15 protein-coding genes are annotated in these 16,284 nt (G+C 68.4%); 12 read left to right on the top strand and 3 right to left on the bottom strand.

The features are described from left to right. Nucleotides 1-87 precede the first annotated feature (87 nt). Nucleotides 88-4,068 carry a type VII secretion protein EccCa gene (gene eccCa / locus E1264_RS27320; RefSeq protein WP_132178310.1) on the bottom strand — a complete coding sequence of 1,327 codons (3,981 nt, stop codon included), beginning with the start codon at nucleotides 4,066-4,068 and terminating at the stop codon, nucleotides 88-90. 203 nt (nucleotides 4,069-4,271) lie between these two features. Here eccCa and E1264_RS27315 point away from each other — a divergent pair, with 203 nt between their 5' ends. Genes E1264_RS27315 through E1264_RS27305 form a run of 3 tightly spaced genes read left to right on the top strand, consistent with a single transcriptional unit; the run spans nucleotide 4,272 to nucleotide 5,592 of the window. Next, a complete protein-coding gene (locus E1264_RS27315) occupies nucleotides 4,272-4,724 on the top strand; it encodes a YbaB/EbfC family nucleoid-associated protein (protein WP_165964402.1) in 453 nt (150 codons plus the stop codon). Further along, a complete protein-coding gene (locus tag E1264_RS27310; protein WP_132178308.1) occupies nucleotides 4,721-5,170 on the top strand; it encodes a hypothetical protein in 450 nt (149 codons plus the stop codon). Before E1264_RS27315 ends, E1264_RS27310 begins: the two co-directional genes overlap by 4 nt. Then, nucleotides 5,167-5,592, top strand: coding sequence for a hypothetical protein (locus E1264_RS27305; RefSeq protein WP_132178307.1), 426 nt, complete (start codon nucleotides 5,167-5,169; stop codon nucleotides 5,590-5,592). Before E1264_RS27310 ends, E1264_RS27305 begins: the two co-directional genes overlap by 4 nt. A gap of 102 nt (nucleotides 5,593-5,694) precedes the next feature. Here the strand turns inward: E1264_RS27305 and E1264_RS27300 are convergent, their stop codons facing one another. Together E1264_RS27300 and E1264_RS27295 are read right to left on the bottom strand one after the other, a co-directional pair. After that, entirely contained in the window at nucleotides 5,695-6,648 is a 954-nt protein-coding gene (locus tag E1264_RS27300) for a hypothetical protein (protein ID WP_132178306.1), read from the bottom strand. After that, entirely contained in the window at nucleotides 6,648-7,103 is a 456-nt protein-coding gene (locus tag E1264_RS27295; protein ID WP_132178305.1) for a hypothetical protein, read from the bottom strand. The genes E1264_RS27300 and E1264_RS27295 overlap by 1 nt, the downstream gene beginning before the upstream one ends. Nucleotides 7,104-7,416: 313 nt before the next feature. Here E1264_RS27295 and eccD point away from each other — a divergent pair, with 313 nt between their 5' ends. The 9 genes from eccD to E1264_RS27250 all read left to right on the top strand — a co-directional run bounded on the left by eccD (nucleotide 7,417) and on the right by E1264_RS27250 (nucleotide 16,228). Beyond that, nucleotides 7,417-8,814, top strand: a complete 1,398-nt coding sequence (gene eccD / locus E1264_RS27290; RefSeq protein WP_132178304.1) for a type VII secretion integral membrane protein EccD — start codon at nucleotides 7,417-7,419, stop codon at nucleotides 8,812-8,814. Between the two features lie 9 nt (nucleotides 8,815-8,823). Continuing rightward, complete coding sequence (gene eccB, locus E1264_RS27285) at nucleotides 8,824-10,233, top strand: type VII secretion protein EccB (protein ID WP_132178303.1); 1,410 nt, start codon at nucleotides 8,824-8,826, stop codon at nucleotides 10,231-10,233. A 245-nt stretch (nucleotides 10,234-10,478) separates the two neighbouring features. Next, complete coding sequence (locus E1264_RS27280; protein ID WP_132178299.1) at nucleotides 10,479-10,799, top strand: WXG100 family type VII secretion target; 321 nt, start codon at nucleotides 10,479-10,481, stop codon at nucleotides 10,797-10,799. Nucleotides 10,800-10,841: 42 nt separating this feature from the next. Then, the gene (locus E1264_RS27275; RefSeq protein WP_132178298.1) at nucleotides 10,842-11,129 is read left to right on the top strand and encodes a WXG100 family type VII secretion target; all 288 of its coding nucleotides are present in this window, start codon (nucleotides 10,842-10,844) and stop codon (nucleotides 11,127-11,129) included. Nucleotides 11,130-11,290: 161 nt separating this feature from the next. Then, nucleotides 11,291-11,659, top strand: a complete 369-nt coding sequence (locus E1264_RS27270) for a hypothetical protein (protein WP_132178302.1) — start codon at nucleotides 11,291-11,293, stop codon at nucleotides 11,657-11,659. A 31-nt stretch (nucleotides 11,660-11,690) separates the two neighbouring features. Further along, nucleotides 11,691-12,890, top strand: coding sequence for a hypothetical protein (locus E1264_RS27265; RefSeq protein ID WP_132178301.1), 1,200 nt, complete (start codon nucleotides 11,691-11,693; stop codon nucleotides 12,888-12,890). Between the two features lie 106 nt (nucleotides 12,891-12,996). Then, on the top strand, nucleotides 12,997-14,385 hold the full coding sequence (locus E1264_RS27260; RefSeq protein WP_132178300.1) for a S8 family serine peptidase: 1,389 nt from the start codon (nucleotides 12,997-12,999) through the stop codon (nucleotides 14,383-14,385). Between the two features lie 1,192 nt (nucleotides 14,386-15,577). Beyond that, on the top strand, nucleotides 15,578-15,898 hold the full coding sequence (locus tag E1264_RS27255; RefSeq protein ID WP_132178299.1) for a WXG100 family type VII secretion target: 321 nt from the start codon (nucleotides 15,578-15,580) through the stop codon (nucleotides 15,896-15,898). A gap of 42 nt (nucleotides 15,899-15,940) precedes the next feature. Continuing rightward, nucleotides 15,941-16,228, top strand: coding sequence for a WXG100 family type VII secretion target (locus E1264_RS27250; RefSeq protein ID WP_132178298.1), 288 nt, complete (start codon nucleotides 15,941-15,943; stop codon nucleotides 16,226-16,228). Nucleotides 16,229-16,284: the final 56 nt, after the last annotated feature.

The following is a 16,284-nucleotide window of genomic DNA, read 5'->3' as shown; positions in this document are numbered from 1 at the left end:
GGTTGATGGCGTAGACCCGCTTGATGACGGAAGCCCGCCCCCTCGTGCTGGGGGACGGGCTTCCGGCGTTCTTCGACCTGCTCTAGGTCACTGAGGAGTGTCGTTGCGGTGGGCGGTCTGGATCAGGCGGGTGCCGGTGCGGCGGTCGATGTGGTAGCCGCGGCCCGGGGGCAGCTTGTGGGGCTTGATGTTGCCGAGGAGGATGCCCTCGTCCTTGTTGCCGGACATGAGCAGGCCGGGGGAGGCCATCTCCTTGATGCGGGTGATGGCCGGGTCGAACATGCCGCGGCCGGCGCCGCCCATGGCGCGGGCCAGGATGATGTGCAGTCCGATGTCGCGGGCCTGCGGGAGCAGCTCGACGAGGGGGCGCAGCGGGTTGTCGGACGTCGCGACCATCTCGTAGTCGTCGATGATGAGGAACAGGTCCGCGCCCGTCCACCAGGAGCGGGAGCGGAGCTGGTCCGGGGTCAGGTCGGCCGGTGGGAGCCGCTGCATCATCGCGCCCCGGACATCGTTGACCAGCGACGTCGCGGCCGGTGCCGAGGCGCCGAAGCCGATCTGGTGCTCGGTGTTCGCGACGTCGAGGAGCGAGCGGCCGTAGTCGATGAAGATGATCCGGGCCTGCTCCGGGGTGTAGCGGCTGGTGATGCCGGTGGTGATGTGCCGCAGCAGGTTGGACTTGCCGCACTCGGCGTCGCCGATCAGCAGGAAGTGCGGGTCCTGCGTGAAGTCGAGGTAGACGGGGGACAGGGACTCCTCGTCGATCCCGATCGGGATGCGCATTCCCGTCTCGGCCGGGGAAGGCAGCTCCGACACCGGCAGGACCTCCGGGAGCATCCGGACCTGCGGTGCGCGCGGGCCCGACCAGTTCTCGGCGATCGCCTGGCACATCTTGAGGACGCCGTCGTTCAGCGACTCGTCGGCGCCGCCGCCGTCGATCCGGGGGACGGCGGTGAGGAAGTGGAAGCCGTCACGTGACAGGCCGCGCCCGGGACGCCCCTCCGGGACGTTGTCGGCGAGCTTGCGGTCGATCTCCGACTCGTAGGGGTCGCCGAGCCGCAGCTCCAGCTTGGTGCCGAACAGGTCGCGGACGTTGCTGCGGAACTCCGTCCACTTGTTCGACGAGGCGATGACGTGGATGCCGTAACCGAGGCCGCGGGCGGCGAGCTGGGTGATGGTGTCCTGGATCGCCTCGTAGTCCTGGCGGAGCGTGAGCCAGTTGTCGACGACCAGGAACACGTCGCCGTAGCCGTCGCCGGGGTGCTCGCCGGACGCGCGCATCCGCCGGTAGGTCGCGATCCCGTCGATGCCGCGCTCGGCGAACTCCCGCTCCCGCTGCTCCAGCAGCCCGCTGACCTCGGCGACCGTCCGGCGGACGCGGTCGGCGTCCAGCCGGGTGGCGATACCGCCGACATGCGGCAGGTCGGACATCGAGGCGAGCGCGCCGCCACCGAAGTCGAGGCAGTAGAACTGCACCTCGGCCGGGGTGTGGGACAGCGCGAGCGACGCCATCAGCGTGCGGATCGTGGTGGACTTCCCGCTCTGCGGGCCGCCCGCGATGCCGACGTGCCCGGCGCCGCCCGACAGCTCCAGCCAGTACGGGTCGCGGCGCTGGTGGAACGGCTTGTCGACGATGCCGGCCATCGCGTAGAGCTTGCCGCGGCCCTCCCAGCCGGCCGTGGTCAGGCCGTACTCCGGGGTCACCTGGAGCTGCGGCATCATGTGGTTCAGCGCGGGCGGGTCGTCCAGCGGCGGCAGCCAGATCTGGTGCGCCTTCGCGCCGTGCCCGGCCAGCTGCCCGACGACCACGTCGAACAGCGACGCCTGGTTCTTGTTCTCCTCCGGCCGCTGCTCCTGCTCCGGCTGCTGCTGCTCGATGACCTGCGGCTGGATGTAGCCCGGCAGGTACGGGACGAGCTGCGTGGCGACCTGGCCGCGCTGCTGGTTGCTCTCCTGCTGGTTCGGCTGCTCGTCCACCGGACCCGACACGTACGCCGCCTTGAACCGCACCATCGGCTCGGTCGCGAACTTCAGGTACCCGTTGCCGGGCGCGGGCGGCAGCTCGTAGGCGTCGGGAACGCCGAGGACGACCCGCGACTCCATCGCCGAGAACGTCCGCAGGCCGATCCGGTACGACAGGTGCGTGTCCAGCCCGCGCAGCTTGCCCTCCTCCAGGCGCTGCGAGGCGAGGAGCAGGTGCACGCCGAGCGACCGGCCGAGGCGCCCGATCATGACGAACAGCTCGGCGAAGTCGGGCTTGGCGGACAGCAGCTCGGAGAACTCGTCCAGGACGAGGAACAGCGTCGGCATCGGCGGCAGGTCGGCGCCGTCCAGCCGGGCCTTCTCGTAGTCGCGCAGCGAGGCGTAGTTGCCCATGGCCCGCAGGTACTCCTGCCGCCGCACCATCTCGCCGTGCAGCGCGTCGTACATGCGGTCGACCAGGGGGAGCTCGTCCTCCAGGTTGGTGATGATGGCGGAGACGTGCTCCAGGCCCTCCATCCCGAGGAACGTCGCGCCGCCCTTGAAGTCGACGAGGACGAAGTTGAGGATGTCGGGCGCGTGCGTCATGGCGAGGCCGAGCACCAGCGTGCGCAGCAGCTCCGACTTACCGGAACCGGTCGCGCCGATGCACAGGCCGTGCGGGCCCATGCCGCCCTGCGCCGACTCCTTGATGTCGAGTTCGATCGGCCGCCCGTCGGCGTCCAGCCCGATCGGCACCCGGAACCGGTTGCGCTGGGCGCGCGGCCGCCAGACGCGTGCCGGGTCCACCGCGTACGGGTTCTCGACGCCGAGCAGCGACGTCAGCGTCATGTTGCCGGACAGGACGTCCTCTTCGACCTCGGTGTCGCTCTGGCTGCTGCGGAACGGCGACAGCTGGCGGGCGAGGCTCTCCGCCTGGGGGATGTTCACCTTGTCGGGCGTGCCGATGGGGGACGGGACGTCCTTGCCGGTGCGGTCCTTCTTCAGCATGACGACCCGGTCGCGGGACACGTTCAGCCGCAGCGTGCCCGCCTCGGAGGTGTGCCCGACGGTCTGGCCGAGGTCGATGACGCAGACGCCCTCGATGCCGTCGGCGGCGAGCTGCGAGTCATAGGACGCCATGCCGCCGTCCACCACGACGATGTGCAGCGGCAGCTCGCCGGACGGGCGCCCGGCGACGAACCGGGACCGGTCCTTGACCTCCTGGCCGAGCATGACCTCGAGCTCCGACATCGTCGGCGCGATCAGCCGGACCTGCCCGGCGGCGTCGTACTCGGTGGGGTGCAGCGCGTGCGGCAGCCACTTCGCCCAGTCCCAGTACTGAAGGTGCTCCTGCGAGGAGCAGATGCTGATCTGCACGTCGTCGGGGGAGTGGAACGCGGCCGTCTGCATCAGCATGGCGCGCAGCATCGCCCGGCCCGCCGTCACGTCGCCGGAAAGAAATACGCGGGAGAACGAGCGGAGGTTGATGGCGACGGGGAGCGCCGGGACGGTCGAGTGCGTCCGGATGAACCGGCGGAGGGCGCCCGCGCTCATCGGCTCAAGGTCCTCGACCGGCTTGGTCTCGGGGGCGACCAGCTGGACGGCGAGCCGCTGCGGCCCGGCGCCGATCCGCACCTGGCCGAAGTCGCCGTCCTCCGGACGCCGCTCCCACAGCCGGGAGCTCATCGCGATCGACCACAGCCGCGACGGGTCCGGGTTGTACCATTCCAGTGCCTCGCGCTGCTGGGAGGCGGCCTTGCGCACCTTCGTCCTGACCTGCCCGAGGTAGCGCAGGTAGTCGCGTCGCTCGGCGTTCAGCTTCGACTTGCGCTCACCGGAGCGCTGGCCGACCTGGCTGAACATCATGCCGAACATCGACAGGCCCATCATCCCGCCCGCCACCATCTGCAGCGGGTTGGAGTTGGGGTTGAGGAACATGAACGCCATCGCGCCTGACCCCGCCGCCATCGGCAGGAAGGTGAGCACGTTGCGGAAGCCGTCGGTGGAGACCTCGGGCAGCTCGGGCGGGGATTCGAGCAGGACCTCCCCCCGAGGCATCTCGGGCGGCTTGCGGCGTTCCTTGCGCCGGACCAGTACCGTGCTCACTGGACTGGGCTCCCCTCCTGGCAGTCAAACGTCACAGGCCCCGACATCATACGGAAAAGTTCATGGCCGCGGCTTTTGGGCCGCCGGGCCGCGGCCCAACGGACGCTATCAATGGTGACCTGAACCAAGGGATAGGGTCTACCTTCACTAACGGAACACCCTTCGCAATCCCAACGGACGATCATGGAACACGGAGACAGAAGATGTTCGGACCGGACGGCGTCGACCTCGAAGCCCTAATGCGCCAGTCGCAGGAGCGAATGGCCAAGCTCGCTGCGGTCCGGGAACAAATGGCCGATCTCAAAGGGCGGGCGGAGACACCCGACGGCCGCGTCAGCGTGGTCAGCACCGCGCAGGATCCGCTCTCCGAAATCAAGATCGACCCGAGGGCGATGCGGATGGGCTCGGAAGAGCTGGCGGCCGCGATCCAGGAGACCGCCCGCCTCGCCCGGCAGGACCTCGACGCCCAGGTGCAGGAGCTCACCGCCGGGACCTACGGCGACGAGGGCAACCCGCTCGACGCCCTCAAGAACCAGGACGCGCTGAAGAAGTCGCTCACCGACATGCAGGACATCTTCAAGGACGCCGGGCGGAGGTCCGAGCAGATGATGGAGGAGCTCCAGCGCAAACTCGGCATCCGGGACACCGGCCGGTGAACGCCCACGCGGCGGTCGCCGGGGTCGCCGGGGTCGCCGGCGGTGTGCTGTCGCAGGACGGCGCGTCCGACGACACCGGTCTCAGGATCCTCGCCCTGGTCTTCCTGGGGCTCGTCCTCGCCGGCGCCACGGTCGGCGGGGGGCTCGCGTACTCGGGCCGGTGGCGGTCGTGGTACCCGGACCGCTACAAGATGAAATTCATGCCGCTGGCGGTGCCGTGGTTCACGGCCGCGGTCTTCTTCATGGGCGTCCTGGTGGGCCTGGACGCCCTGTTCGACCCGATACCGATCGCGCTGGGGGCCGCCGGCCTCGTCCTCGCGATGCTCTGCCTGCTCGTCGCCGGCGTCTACGCCATCTACCCGCCGCGGCGCATCCTGCCCCGGTGGGTCAGGTATCTCGAAGGCGACCCCTCGGTGTCCGACCCCGACCGGCGGCCCGGCACATGAACCTGAACCAGCTGAGAAACCGCGGCGACCTTCAGAAGAAGTCCACGTTCGCGTTCCTGGGGGTCGGCATCGTGGTGGGCTGCGTATACCTGTCGCAGCCGCTCTGGTGGTACGCCACGGGCACGTCGACGAAGGCGGTCGTGGAACGCTGCGTCGACCCCGGCAGGCAGCCGCTCTCCTGTACCGGACGCTGGACGCTCCCAAACGGCCGTGAGGCTCGCGGCAAGGTCGCGGGCGCCGGAAACGGCGACGTGGGGCGGACCGTTCAGGTGCGCGCCTCCACGTCGCACGCCGCGAAACTCACGCTCCGGCTGATCTCCGGCCCCTTGATCATGCTGCTGGTCATCACGGTGCTGGCCTACACGTCCTACCGGCAGCGGACCCGCGCGAGGGCGGAAAGAGGACAGGCTCCGTCGTCCTGAGAAACAGCCCCTCTGAGAGACGGCCTGCACCGTCCCTTTGACAGACGGCATGCGCCGCGCTCCTGAATGGCAGGGGCGCAGCGCCGCGCGTCGTCCTGGACGTCAGCGGTGAGGCTGGGTGTCGTCCACGTACTTGTGCCCGTCGGGCCTTCCGTCCCCGTCGCCGTCCTCGCTGCCGTACGAGTTCCCGATCCCCGAGAACGGGATGCCGAGGATGTTGCTCCCGTTGAGGGTGTCGGCCGACATCAGCGTTCCGGCGAACTTCTCGGCCGTCGTCATCGCCCCGACCCGCGAGCTGAGCGGAACGCCCAGGGAGGTGGCCGGATTCGCCCCGAAGACCCCGGCGGTCCGCTTGGTCAGCAGGTAGGCGAGCGCGCCCTTGAGCATGTCGTCCACGCCGTTCAGGGTCGCCTTCCCGAAGGTGGCGAAGACGTCGGAGTTGCCCTTGAACAGCTGCCCGATCATGTTGGTGGTGAGGAAGAGGCCCCAGGCGATGGCGGCGCCCTTCGAGACCATCTCGATGACCGTCGAACTGACGTTGAGCACCTTGTAGGCCATGGCGGCGAACTGGTTCGCCTGCGCCTCCAACTGCAGCGCGGCGGGCGCGCCGACGATCGTCCCGGCGGCGATGCAGATGGCCGTCGCGAAGATCGCCAGCAGCGTCATGATGATGAACGCCATGTAGATGAAGACGGCGATGATGACGGCCAGGATGTACAGCGCCACGATCACCGACCAGGCCATGACGATGGCGAAGTCGAGCTGGGCGGAGTAGTCGTCCATCTTGCCTTCGAAGGCGTCGCGGTCGTCGCCGGCCCACTCGCTCTTGGCGACGCGGCGCGTCAGCTCCTCGATCTTCTGCTGGGACTGCTCCAGCTTGTCGACCATGTCCTTCCAGCCGTCGGCGGCCCGCCACAGCTTGCCCGGGTTCCCCTGGGCCTGGTAGAGGATCGGCACGATCGGGATCGCCGCAGGGATCACGACCGCGACCCAGAGGGATTCAAAGAAGGCCGCCTTCGCCAGGCCCTCCGCCGCGTCGAGTGCACCGGCCGACATCAGATCCCCTCCAGCGTCGACATGCGCTCGGCCTCGTCCTGGATGCCGGCCGTCTTGATGAGCTTGTCGTTGATCTCCATGGCGTGCTTGCTCTTGTCGATGAGGTCCTGGTCGGCGAACTCGATCATCTGCGTGTAGGTCAGCGCGGCCTCGATGGCGAACATGGTGTAGGTGTCCGGCTGGGCGTCGCGGGGTTCGGCGTTGAGCTCGTTCCGCGCCTGCTTGAACAGGTCCATGAGCTCCTTCTCGACGGCGGCGCCCAGCTTCTTCAGCTCGTCCGGGGAGAAGCGCACCTCACCGCTCGACTTGCCGCCGCCGTTCGGCGACGACTGCGGGGAGGGCGACGTCTGCGGGGAGGGGGACGGCGTGCCGTTCTGGGGCCCGTTTCCGGACGTGGTCGGCGCGGGGGACGGGCTGGGCCCGTTCAGGGCCTGCGCGACTCGGTTCTCACCCAATCGGTGCCTCCGTTCTGGGGAGCGGCGCCGGGATAACCCCCGTCACCGGCGTCGGACACGGCACCGGATCTCGCGGTGCCGCGGGCTCGGCGGCCGACCGACATGGCCGGACGTCCGGCTGGTTCGCTCCAATCATGACAGGTGGTCGCCAGATGCACGACAAACCGTATGCAATGAGCGCTGGTGATCCTGCTACCGTGCTTTCCGCGGTGGAACAGTGCGGTACCCCGTGATGTCACAATGCATCTTGTTACGGTTTCGCCGGGTGTCCGGATGCTCCCCCAGGGGCCATGCCTACATGTGAGGAAGAACAGTGGCTTCAGTCACCGGAGCGGAGCTGTGCAGGGTCACGGTGGTGGCCCCGAAGCGCCGCATCGATATCTCGCTCCCCGCGCACGTGCCGTTCGCCCAGTTCTTTCCGGCGATCCTGCACTATTCCGGCGCGCAGATGGCCGACGCCGGGCTCGCCCACGGCGGCTGGGTCCTGCAGCGGCTGGACGAAGCCCCGTTCGACGGGGGAATGACGCCCGCGCAGGCGAACCTCCGCGACGGCGAGGTCCTCTATCTGCGGCCGGGCATGTCCCAGCTGCCCGAGCTGGCGTTCGATGACGTCCCCGACGTCGTGGCGACCGCGGTCCGCGACCGGCGCGACCGCTGGCGCCCGGAATGGACCCGGCAGTTCTCGCTCTCGGTCGGCGGAGGCGCCTCGGTGGTCGCCGCGGCCGTCGTGCTGCTGGCCGGGCCGTCCTGGATCGTCCCCTCCATCGCCGCGGGACTGACCGGCCTGCTGCTCATCGCGGGCGCGGTGGCGGTGTCGCGGTCCACGGGCGACGAGCAGGCGGGCACCGTGCTCGGCTTCGCGGCGCTGCCGCACGCGTTCCTCGCCGGCCTGCTCGGCCCGGCGCGCGACGACCCCTTCTCCGCCCTGGACGCGCTCAACACCCTCGCAGGATTCGGCATCCTCGTGCTGTTCGCGGTGATCGCCGTCGTCGGCGTCACCGGCGGCGCGTCGGTGTTCTGGGGCGCCGTCCTCGGCGGGCTCCTCGGCGCGATCGCCTCCAGCGTCGCGCTGCTGTTCGAGGACCTGTCCCCGGCCGGGATCGCCGCGGTCACGGTGGTGGTCGCCATGATGATCACTCCGCTGACCCCGACGCTGGCGTTCCGCTTCTCCAAGGTCACGCTCCCGCCGGTGCCGCAGAGCGCGGAAGACCTGCGGCGCGACACGATCATGGTGGACGGGCAGCAGGTGCTGACCCGCACCGGCCGGGCGAACCGGTTCATCACCGGCTTCACCGCCGGGCTCGGCGTCATCGCCTACCTCGGGCTCGTCCCCTCGGCGTTCGACGACGGCTGGCTCGGCCCGACCACCGCGGGCGTCATCTCGCTCCTCCTTCTGTTGCGCTCCCGGCTGTTCCGCGGCCGCGCGCAGCGCCTGAACCTGCTGGTGCCCGGCATGCTGGGGCTCGGCACGCTGGCGATCGGGCTGTCCTGGGACTCCTCGCCCGTCACGATGGTGGCGTTGGCGCTGGTCCCGCTCATCGCCTTCGCCTCCACCGTGGTCGGCGTCGGCCTCTGGCTCCCCGGGCACAGGCCGTCGCCGTTCTGGGGCCGGGCGGGCGACATCCTGGAGATGTTCCTGCTGATCGCCCTCATCCCGCTGGCGCTCGGGGAGTGCGGGCTGTTCGCGTACATGCGCGGACTCGCCGGTTAGGAGCGCCTCGTGCAGACTCGCAAGGACCTGCTGCAGGCCCACCGCCTGATGACGCAGCGCGCCTCGCTCGCGCTGATCTCCGGCGAGCCGGACAACCCCGAGCTCCCGCTGCGCCGGATGAACATCGCCGCGTTCAGCGGCATCATGATCGGCATCCTGGTCTGCGCCGCGTTCGGCATCTGGGGCGTCATCCGCCCCGGCGGCGCCACCGGCCTGGAAAAGGCCGGAATGCTCATCGTGGAAGAGGAGACCGGCGCCCGCTACGTGTGGTGCGAGAACGGAAAACTCTGCCCGGTCAGCAATTACGTGTCGGCGCGGCTGGTCGCCGGCGCCGACAAGGGCAGCCGCAAGACCGTCAACCGCGCGTCCCTCAAGGATTTCGAGCGTGGCCCTACGATCGGTATCCCGGGCGCGCCGAACACCCTTCCTGAACCCGACGACCTGACCAAGGCGCCGTGGGCGGTGTGCGTGCGGACGGTGGAGAGCACCTCGCTCGGCCGCCAGCCGCTCGTCACGCTGACCGCGGGCCGCAAGGTCGGCGGTACCCCGCTGCGCGACGACCAGGCGATCGTCGTCAGCGCCGACAACCAGAACTGGCTGCTCTGGCGCAACATGCGGATGCGGATGCCGCCGTACGCGCTGACCACGCTCGGCGCGACCGCCACCCCGATCGCCGGCAAGTGGCTGAACTCGGTGTCGCAGGGCCCCGACTTCGCCGCGCCGCGGGTCCCCGGCCTCGGCCAGCCCGCGAACGGCCCGGGCGGGGCCGCGCGGGTCGGGCAGGTCTTCAGCCTGAACACCGCGTCCGGCGCGGCCTCCTCGTTCGTGCTCCTCGCGGACGGGCTCGCCCCCATCACCGCGATCCAGCGCGACCTGCTGGTCGCCGACCCGCAGACCCGCAAGGCCTACGGCGCGAACCCGGCCCGCCCGATACCGATCGACGCCGGCCAGGTCAACTCGTTCGGACGGTCGGCGCAGCGGCTGCAGGACCCGAAGCTGGAAGGGAAGGCGCCGAGCATCATCACCCTCAGCGGGCCGAGCCCGCTCTGCGCCCTCTACAGCGACCCGAGCGGGGACAGCGACGCCGTCCTGACGCTCAACGGCGATCTGCCCCCGCCGCCCGAGGTCGTCAGCCCGCAGGGCGCGGACCAGCTCGCCTTCCCGCCCGGCAGCGGGGCCCTGGCCGGACGCGTCCCGAGCCCGGGACAGGCCGAGCAGGTGAACACCTACTACCTCGTCGCCGAGGGCAAGCGGTTCCCGATCAAGGACCCGCAGACGGCGGAGAAGCTCGGTTACTCATTGCCGGGTGACGCGTCCAAGGTGCCCGCCGGCGTGCTGGACCTGATCGCGCAGGGACCGGTGCTGGATCCGGAAGCGGTGTCCACCTCGCAACCGACAAACGCGCAGGCAGGGAACTGATTTGAAAAGATCCGTGCTTTGTCCGAACCGCAATGGGATCTAATGCGTCTCTATCAGGTGAGAATGGTTGGACACTGGTGGATGAAGATCCTATGCTAGTGAGAACTCTGCGGTGCGACCCCCCGCCGTCCAGGCCACAGGGTGCTTTTGCGCTGCCGAAACGGGGGCATGCGGTGTTGGCCCGGCACCTGTGTTCCGAAAGATCACCCTCGCGGGTCACGACTACGAGTCACTGGAGGTGACCGATGGGACAGCAGTCTGCCGTCGACAGAGCAGCGATGAAGCAGGCCGCGGACGACATCGACGCGTCCGCGAACATCATCAAGGGCCTGCAGACCCAGCTTGAGGGTCACAAGCAGCAGGTCCGGTCGGCCTGGGAGGGTAATGCCTCCATGGCCTTCGAGTCGGTGTTCAACCGGTTCAACGAGGACTTCAACAAGGTTCTGCGGGCGCTGGAGGGCATGCACCAGAGCCTGGTCCAGACCAAGATCACCTACGAGTCCAAGGAAGAGATGTCCGAGCAGGCCGTGAACAAGGTCCAGGCCCTGCTCAACGGCAGCACGTGAGGGTAATCCGGATTAGGTGACCAGGGCTGGAGAAGGAGAATCATGAGTTACACCAGGGCCAATTTCGGGGGCCTGACCGAGGGTGAGGCGCAGTTCAGCCAGGCCGCGCGTGCGCTGATGGACGAGCTGAACGACCTGGAGGGCAAGCTGCGCACCAAGCTCAACCAGTGGGAGGGCTCGGCGCAGGAGGCGTACTGGGTGTTCCAGAAGCAGTGGGACGGCGCGGCCAAGGACATGCAGAACGTGGTGGCGCAGCTGGGCCTGGCGATCCGCGACGCCAACGACAACTACCAGCAGGCCGAGCGCAGCAACTCGGGCATCTGGGGCTGAACACCCCGACGATGACCGTCCCCGGGCTTACGGGGCTGTGGCGGGCCCTGGCCGTCGAGAACGGCCAGGGCCGGCTTGGCCGAAGTGGAACCGGCTCGGATCGGTGCCGTCTTGTCTCCCGGACAGCCGAAGAGGCAAGAGGCTGACTAGGAGGTAAGGACATGGGTCACCCCAAGTACCTGCCCCCCACCGGGGGCAAAGAGATCAAGGTCGACCACGACACGCTCGACGACATCGTGAAGCAACTCGAAAAGGACCTGATCGAGCTCAAGAAGTACCCCACCCACTCCCGGAAGATCACCCAGGAGACGCCGCCCGAGGCCGCGATGGGTGACTACCAGGCGGGCCGCACCATGTACGGCACGATCACGGCGGCGCGCGATCAGATCGGTGGCACTTTCGACCAGTTCATCACGGCCTACGAGCAGACGATCGAGGCCCTCCGGGCATCGAACAGAAACCACCGCAAGGCTGACGACGCCTCCAAGCGCGGCGTAGAGGCCGCCGGCAACCCGAACAGCGCCATCTGACCAGCCACGAGTACGGAAAGGGGGCCCTTCCGTGGGTCAGCAAAAGATTCGGGTAGACCAAATCCAGGATGGTGACGAGGGCACCGGAGGCTGGAACAAGCTCGCGGTATGGAAAGACAATTTCGACAAGGTTCGGAAAATTGTCGATTCCATGCAGCCCGACAAGATGCACAGCGGTGCGCTGGCCTACAAGAACATGGCCACGCGGATGGATACATCCGTCAACCTCATCTACAAGCAGGCGACGCGGCTGGTCGAGGCTTGGGGTGGCGAAGACGCCAACAAGGCCATGGTCCAGATGGACAAGGCCTTCCAGCAGGCGAAGGAAATCTACACCAGGGCCGACACGACCAGCAAAGCGCTGACGGCCCACGGTAATCAGCAGACCACCTGGAAGCAGCAGTACGGCAGCGGCAGCGCCACGGACAGCTGGGTCAACAACACGTTCAACTGGGGCATGAAGCACATTGCTGTCAGCCCCGTCGCGGTCAGCACTTTTATCGGAAACAACATGGCGGCCGACGACGCCATGGATGCCATTCACGAGGGCACTAGACAGTCCAACCAGAACTTCCCCGAAGGCATCCGGCAGGACATGCCGACGACGAACCCCAACGTTTTCAACGAAAAGCCTCCGCCCAACACGGGCAAGCCCCCGGGTTCTCCCGAGATGCCCGGCGGTGGCCCGCCCCCCGGTAGCCCCAACGGTGACATCCCCAAGGGTTCCCCGGACATTCCCAAGGGTTCTCCCGACTTGCCCGGTGGCCCTCCAGGCCCCGGCGATCGCCCTCCTGGTGGCCCCGGTGACCTTCCCGGTGGCCCCGGTGGCCCCGGCGACCTTCCGGGTGGTCCGGGCGGCGTCCCCGGCGGCGGCGGGACGGACCTTGCGAGCCTGCCCGGTGGCGGCCCAGGCGGTGGTCCGGGCCTTGGCGGCGGTGGCATGCCCGGAGGTGGCCCCGGTGGCGCTCCCAGCATGGGGGCGGGCGGCTTGGGCGGCGCCCCGGCCGGGCTCGGCACCGGTGCCGGTGGCATGCTCGGTGGCCCCGGCGCAATGGGCGCCGGCAGGGGCGGCATGGGCAAGGGCGGCATGACCGGCATGGGAATGCCGATGGGCGCCGGCGCCGGCGGTCGCGGCGGCGACGGCAACGAGCACGAGCGCAGCACGTGGCTGACCGAGGACGAAGACGTCTGGGGCGGCGACGATGACACGGCCCCACCCGTGATCGGCTGACGCAGAGACGTCGTGTGGCGAAGCATGACAGCATCGGCAGACCAGGCGCGACGCCTGGTCTGCCGATGCTTTGTGTAGAACCGCTTACCTAGGCGAGGAGTGCGAAATGCTGCGGCGGAGTCGAAAGGTCGCAAGCTCGGCCTTGGCCATGCTCGTTTTCGGAGCAGTCGCCTGGCCCGGCGCAGCGGCGGCCGCACCCAACCCGCTACCGCAGGAATGGTGGTTCAAGAGCTGGGGCGTGCAGAGTCACCTCTGGCCGATCACCAAGGGCAACGGTGTCACGGTCGCAGTGATCGACACAGGCGTCCAGGCGAACCTGCCGGAACTCCAAGGCGTGGTGCTGCCCGGCATGAACGCTGAGGGCGGTGCCGGGGACGGCAGAGAAGACCTCGACCGTTTCAGCTCCTCACCCGGCCATGGGACGGCGATGACGTCCCTGATCGCCGCACAAGGCCGGGGCACCGGAATGCTGGGGGTCGCCCCAGAAGTCAAGATCCTGCCGGTCGTCGCGCAAAGCAACCCCGCCTACACCAAGGGCATTCGCTTTGCCGCCGACAAAGGCGCTCAGGTGATCAACCTGTCTCAGGCCGTCGCCGGACCATGCCCTCGCGACCTGCAGGAATCCATCGCATACGCGCTGGGCAAGGACGTCGTCATCGTGGCCGGCGCGGGCAACGACGGGGATGGGGCGAACTCGAGCAGTTCCCCGGCCAACTGCAAGGGCGTTCTTTCCGTCGGTGCGGTCGACCTGAAGTTCAATCCTTGGGAGAAGACTCAACGCCAGCCGTACGTGACCGTGGCCGCTCCAGGTGAAGACATCCCGGTGATCTTCAAGGATGGTCGGATCCACACCGGTAGCGGGACCAGCGCCGCGACGGCGCTGACGTCCGGTGCCATTGCGCTTATTCGAGCCAAGCATCCGGACATGAAGAACCGCGAGGTCGTGCGGCAGCTCATCGCGTCCGCCCGGGACATCCATGAGAAGGGCCGGGACAACGAGACCGGGTTCGGCATCATCCGTCCCTACCGGCCGCTCGCGGGCCAGGCGCCGAAGGGCACCGCGAACCCGGTGTTCGACGAGTTCGACAGCTGGATGAAGGCCAATCACCCGGAGGGCATCAAGTCGACCACGCCGAGGGCTGGTGACCACGAAGCCGGCCTTGCGCCCATCCCGATCGTCCTCGGCGCGATCCTCATTGTGGGCGCGATCGGGGGCGTCATCTGGTACGTCATCTCCCGCCGGAAACGCTCTGGCCCGCCCCCGCCGCCCATGGGCTATGGCCCGGGCGCACCCCCGGGCTTCGGGCAGCAGCAGCCGCCCGGTCCGCCACATGCGGGGCAGCCGATGGCCGGGCAATCCATGGGCGGCCAGCCCGGACAGCCCATGGGGGAACGCCCGCAGTTCCAGCCGCCGCAGCAGCCCGGAGGCGCCCCGCATGCGCCGCCTCAGCAGTGGCCGCAGGAGGGCAACCGCCCCAGCCCCCCACCGCGCTAACAGCCCGTCCTGAGCCCCCCACAGCCACCAGCAACGGCTCCGCGCAGGCCCCCCTACGGTTAGGGCAGCGGGGGGCGGCTGTGGCGGTTAGGCCCAGGCCATGCTGACCGCACGTTGGACTGACCAAGCGTCGCGGATTTTGGCCTGCCATCGGCTCACGAGCTGACCGAGCCGCCACCTCGTCTGTGCACGGGCGGCGCTCGCATGGCCCAGGAAGCATGCCGACGGTGCACAGACCGGGCTTTCGTCGGCTGTAGGCAGCAGAGCCTGATGAGCTGAGCGGTACGCCCATGGCCGGTGCAGCGGCAGGTGCCACCTGATGCAGGGGCGATGAGCGGGGGTGTATGCCCCTCGCGGTCGAGCGCGCTGGGCGTGGAGCTGTGGCCCGGACGGACGCGCCCTGCGGACCTTGGCGTCGTGGTTTCGGTCCGAACGTGACTGCATCGACCGGGTGTCCGTTGGCCCCCGCAGCGCGTGTAACCGGAACGAAACCGCGGCTACGGCGGCCAACTCCGTGGCCATGATGCGATCGTGGCGACGCGGGTGCCGCGCTCGACATCATCTGGCTTCTATGTACAGCGACCTGCGGTGACGCTGGGACGAGCTGATCCACTGCGCGCTGGGCGCCCATCGGTCACTGCCTCGGGAGAGATGTGTCGGCGCACGCCGTCCGCGTGATCGAAGTTAAGACGCAGGTCGGGTGGCGGGTCTCGTCTTCTGGACGGTGTTGCCGCACTCATGGCCTTCTATGCGCTATGTCTCCACCGTGCCCAGGAAGGGCCAACGGCCTGCTCACGCGCCCATCTGCCGCTCTATCCGCGAGCCCTCACCTGCCGCCGGTGGAGTGACCCCGAATAGTCGCGTTTGGGGAGGTAGGAACGTTCTTTGCGGGTGTGGAGCTCTTCGACTCCTTGATCAGGAACGGGAAGGCCTGACATCCAGGAGACATGACCATTACAGAATTGGTCCTGACGTGTCGGACTGGTAAGGGAATGGGTGGACAATCGTCCATCAGGACCCTATGGTGAGGGAATCCTGTCGCGCGACCCCCCGCCGATCAGGCCTCAATGTCCTTTTGTGCTGTCCGAAACAGGCCGGCCGAAAAGGGAGGCAGGTGGGAGTGGCCCGGCATCTGTGTCCCGAAGGATCGCTTTTCGCTCGGGCCCATGATCGGAGTCACTGGAGGTGACCGATGGGACAGCAGTCTGCCGTCGACAGAGCAGCGATGAAGCAGGCCGCGGACGACATCGACGCGTCCGCGAACATCATCAAGGGCCTGCAGACCCAGCTTGAGGGTCACAAGCAGCAGGTCCGGTCGGCCTGGGAGGGTAATGCCTCCATGGCCTTCGAGTCGGTGTTCAACCGGTTCAACGAGGACTTCAACAAGGTTCTGCGGGCGCTGGAGGGCATGCACCAGAGCCTGGTCCAGACCAAGATCACCTACGAGTCCAAGGAAGAGATGTCCGAGCAGGCCGTGAACAAGGTCCAGGCCCTGCTCAACGGCAGCACGTGAGGGTAATCCGGATTAGGTGACCAGGGCTGGAGAAGGAGAATCATGAGTTACACCAGGGCCAATTTCGGGGGCCTGACCGAGGGTGAGGCGCAGTTCAGCCAGGCCGCGCGTGCGCTGATGGACGAGCTGAACGACCTGGAGGGCAAGCTGCGCACCAAGCTCAACCAGTGGGAGGGCTCGGCGCAGGAGGCGTACTGGGTGTTCCAGAAGCAGTGGGACGGCGCGGCCAAGGACATGCAGAACGTGGTGGCGCAGCTGGGCCTGGCGATCCGCGACGCCAACGACAACTACCAGCAGGCCGAGCGCAGCAACTCGGGCATCTGGGGCTGAACACCCCGACGATGACCGTCCCCGGGCTTACGGGGCTGTGGCGGGCCCTTGCCGTC

Source organism: Actinomadura sp. KC216, from assembly GCF_004348535.1.
Lineage (GTDB): Bacteria > Actinomycetota > Actinomycetes > Streptosporangiales > Streptosporangiaceae > Spirillospora.
This window is presented reverse-complemented; position numbering and strand designations above follow the sequence as displayed.

Excerpts from the sequence above, each read along its gene's own strand:
- E1264_RS27315 (WP_165964402.1), top strand. The coding sequence starts at position 4,272 with ATGTTCGGACCGGACGGCGTCGACCTCGAAGCCCTAATGCGCCAGTCG.
- E1264_RS27305 (WP_132178307.1), top strand. The coding sequence starts at position 5,167 with ATGAACCTGAACCAGCTGAGAAACCGCGGCGACCTTCAGAAGAAGTCC.
- E1264_RS27300 (WP_132178306.1), bottom strand. The coding sequence starts at position 6,648 with ATGTCGGCCGGTGCACTCGACGCGGCGGAGGGCCTGGCGAAGGCGGCC.
- E1264_RS27280 (WP_132178299.1), top strand. The coding sequence starts at position 10,479 with ATGGGACAGCAGTCTGCCGTCGACAGAGCAGCGATGAAGCAGGCCGCG.
- E1264_RS27275 (WP_132178298.1), top strand. The coding sequence starts at position 10,842 with ATGAGTTACACCAGGGCCAATTTCGGGGGCCTGACCGAGGGTGAGGCG.
- E1264_RS27270 (WP_132178302.1), top strand. The coding sequence starts at position 11,291 with ATGGGTCACCCCAAGTACCTGCCCCCCACCGGGGGCAAAGAGATCAAG.
- E1264_RS27260 (WP_132178300.1), top strand. The coding sequence starts at position 12,997 with ATGCTGCGGCGGAGTCGAAAGGTCGCAAGCTCGGCCTTGGCCATGCTC.
- E1264_RS27255 (WP_132178299.1), top strand. The coding sequence starts at position 15,578 with ATGGGACAGCAGTCTGCCGTCGACAGAGCAGCGATGAAGCAGGCCGCG.
- E1264_RS27250 (WP_132178298.1), top strand. The coding sequence starts at position 15,941 with ATGAGTTACACCAGGGCCAATTTCGGGGGCCTGACCGAGGGTGAGGCG.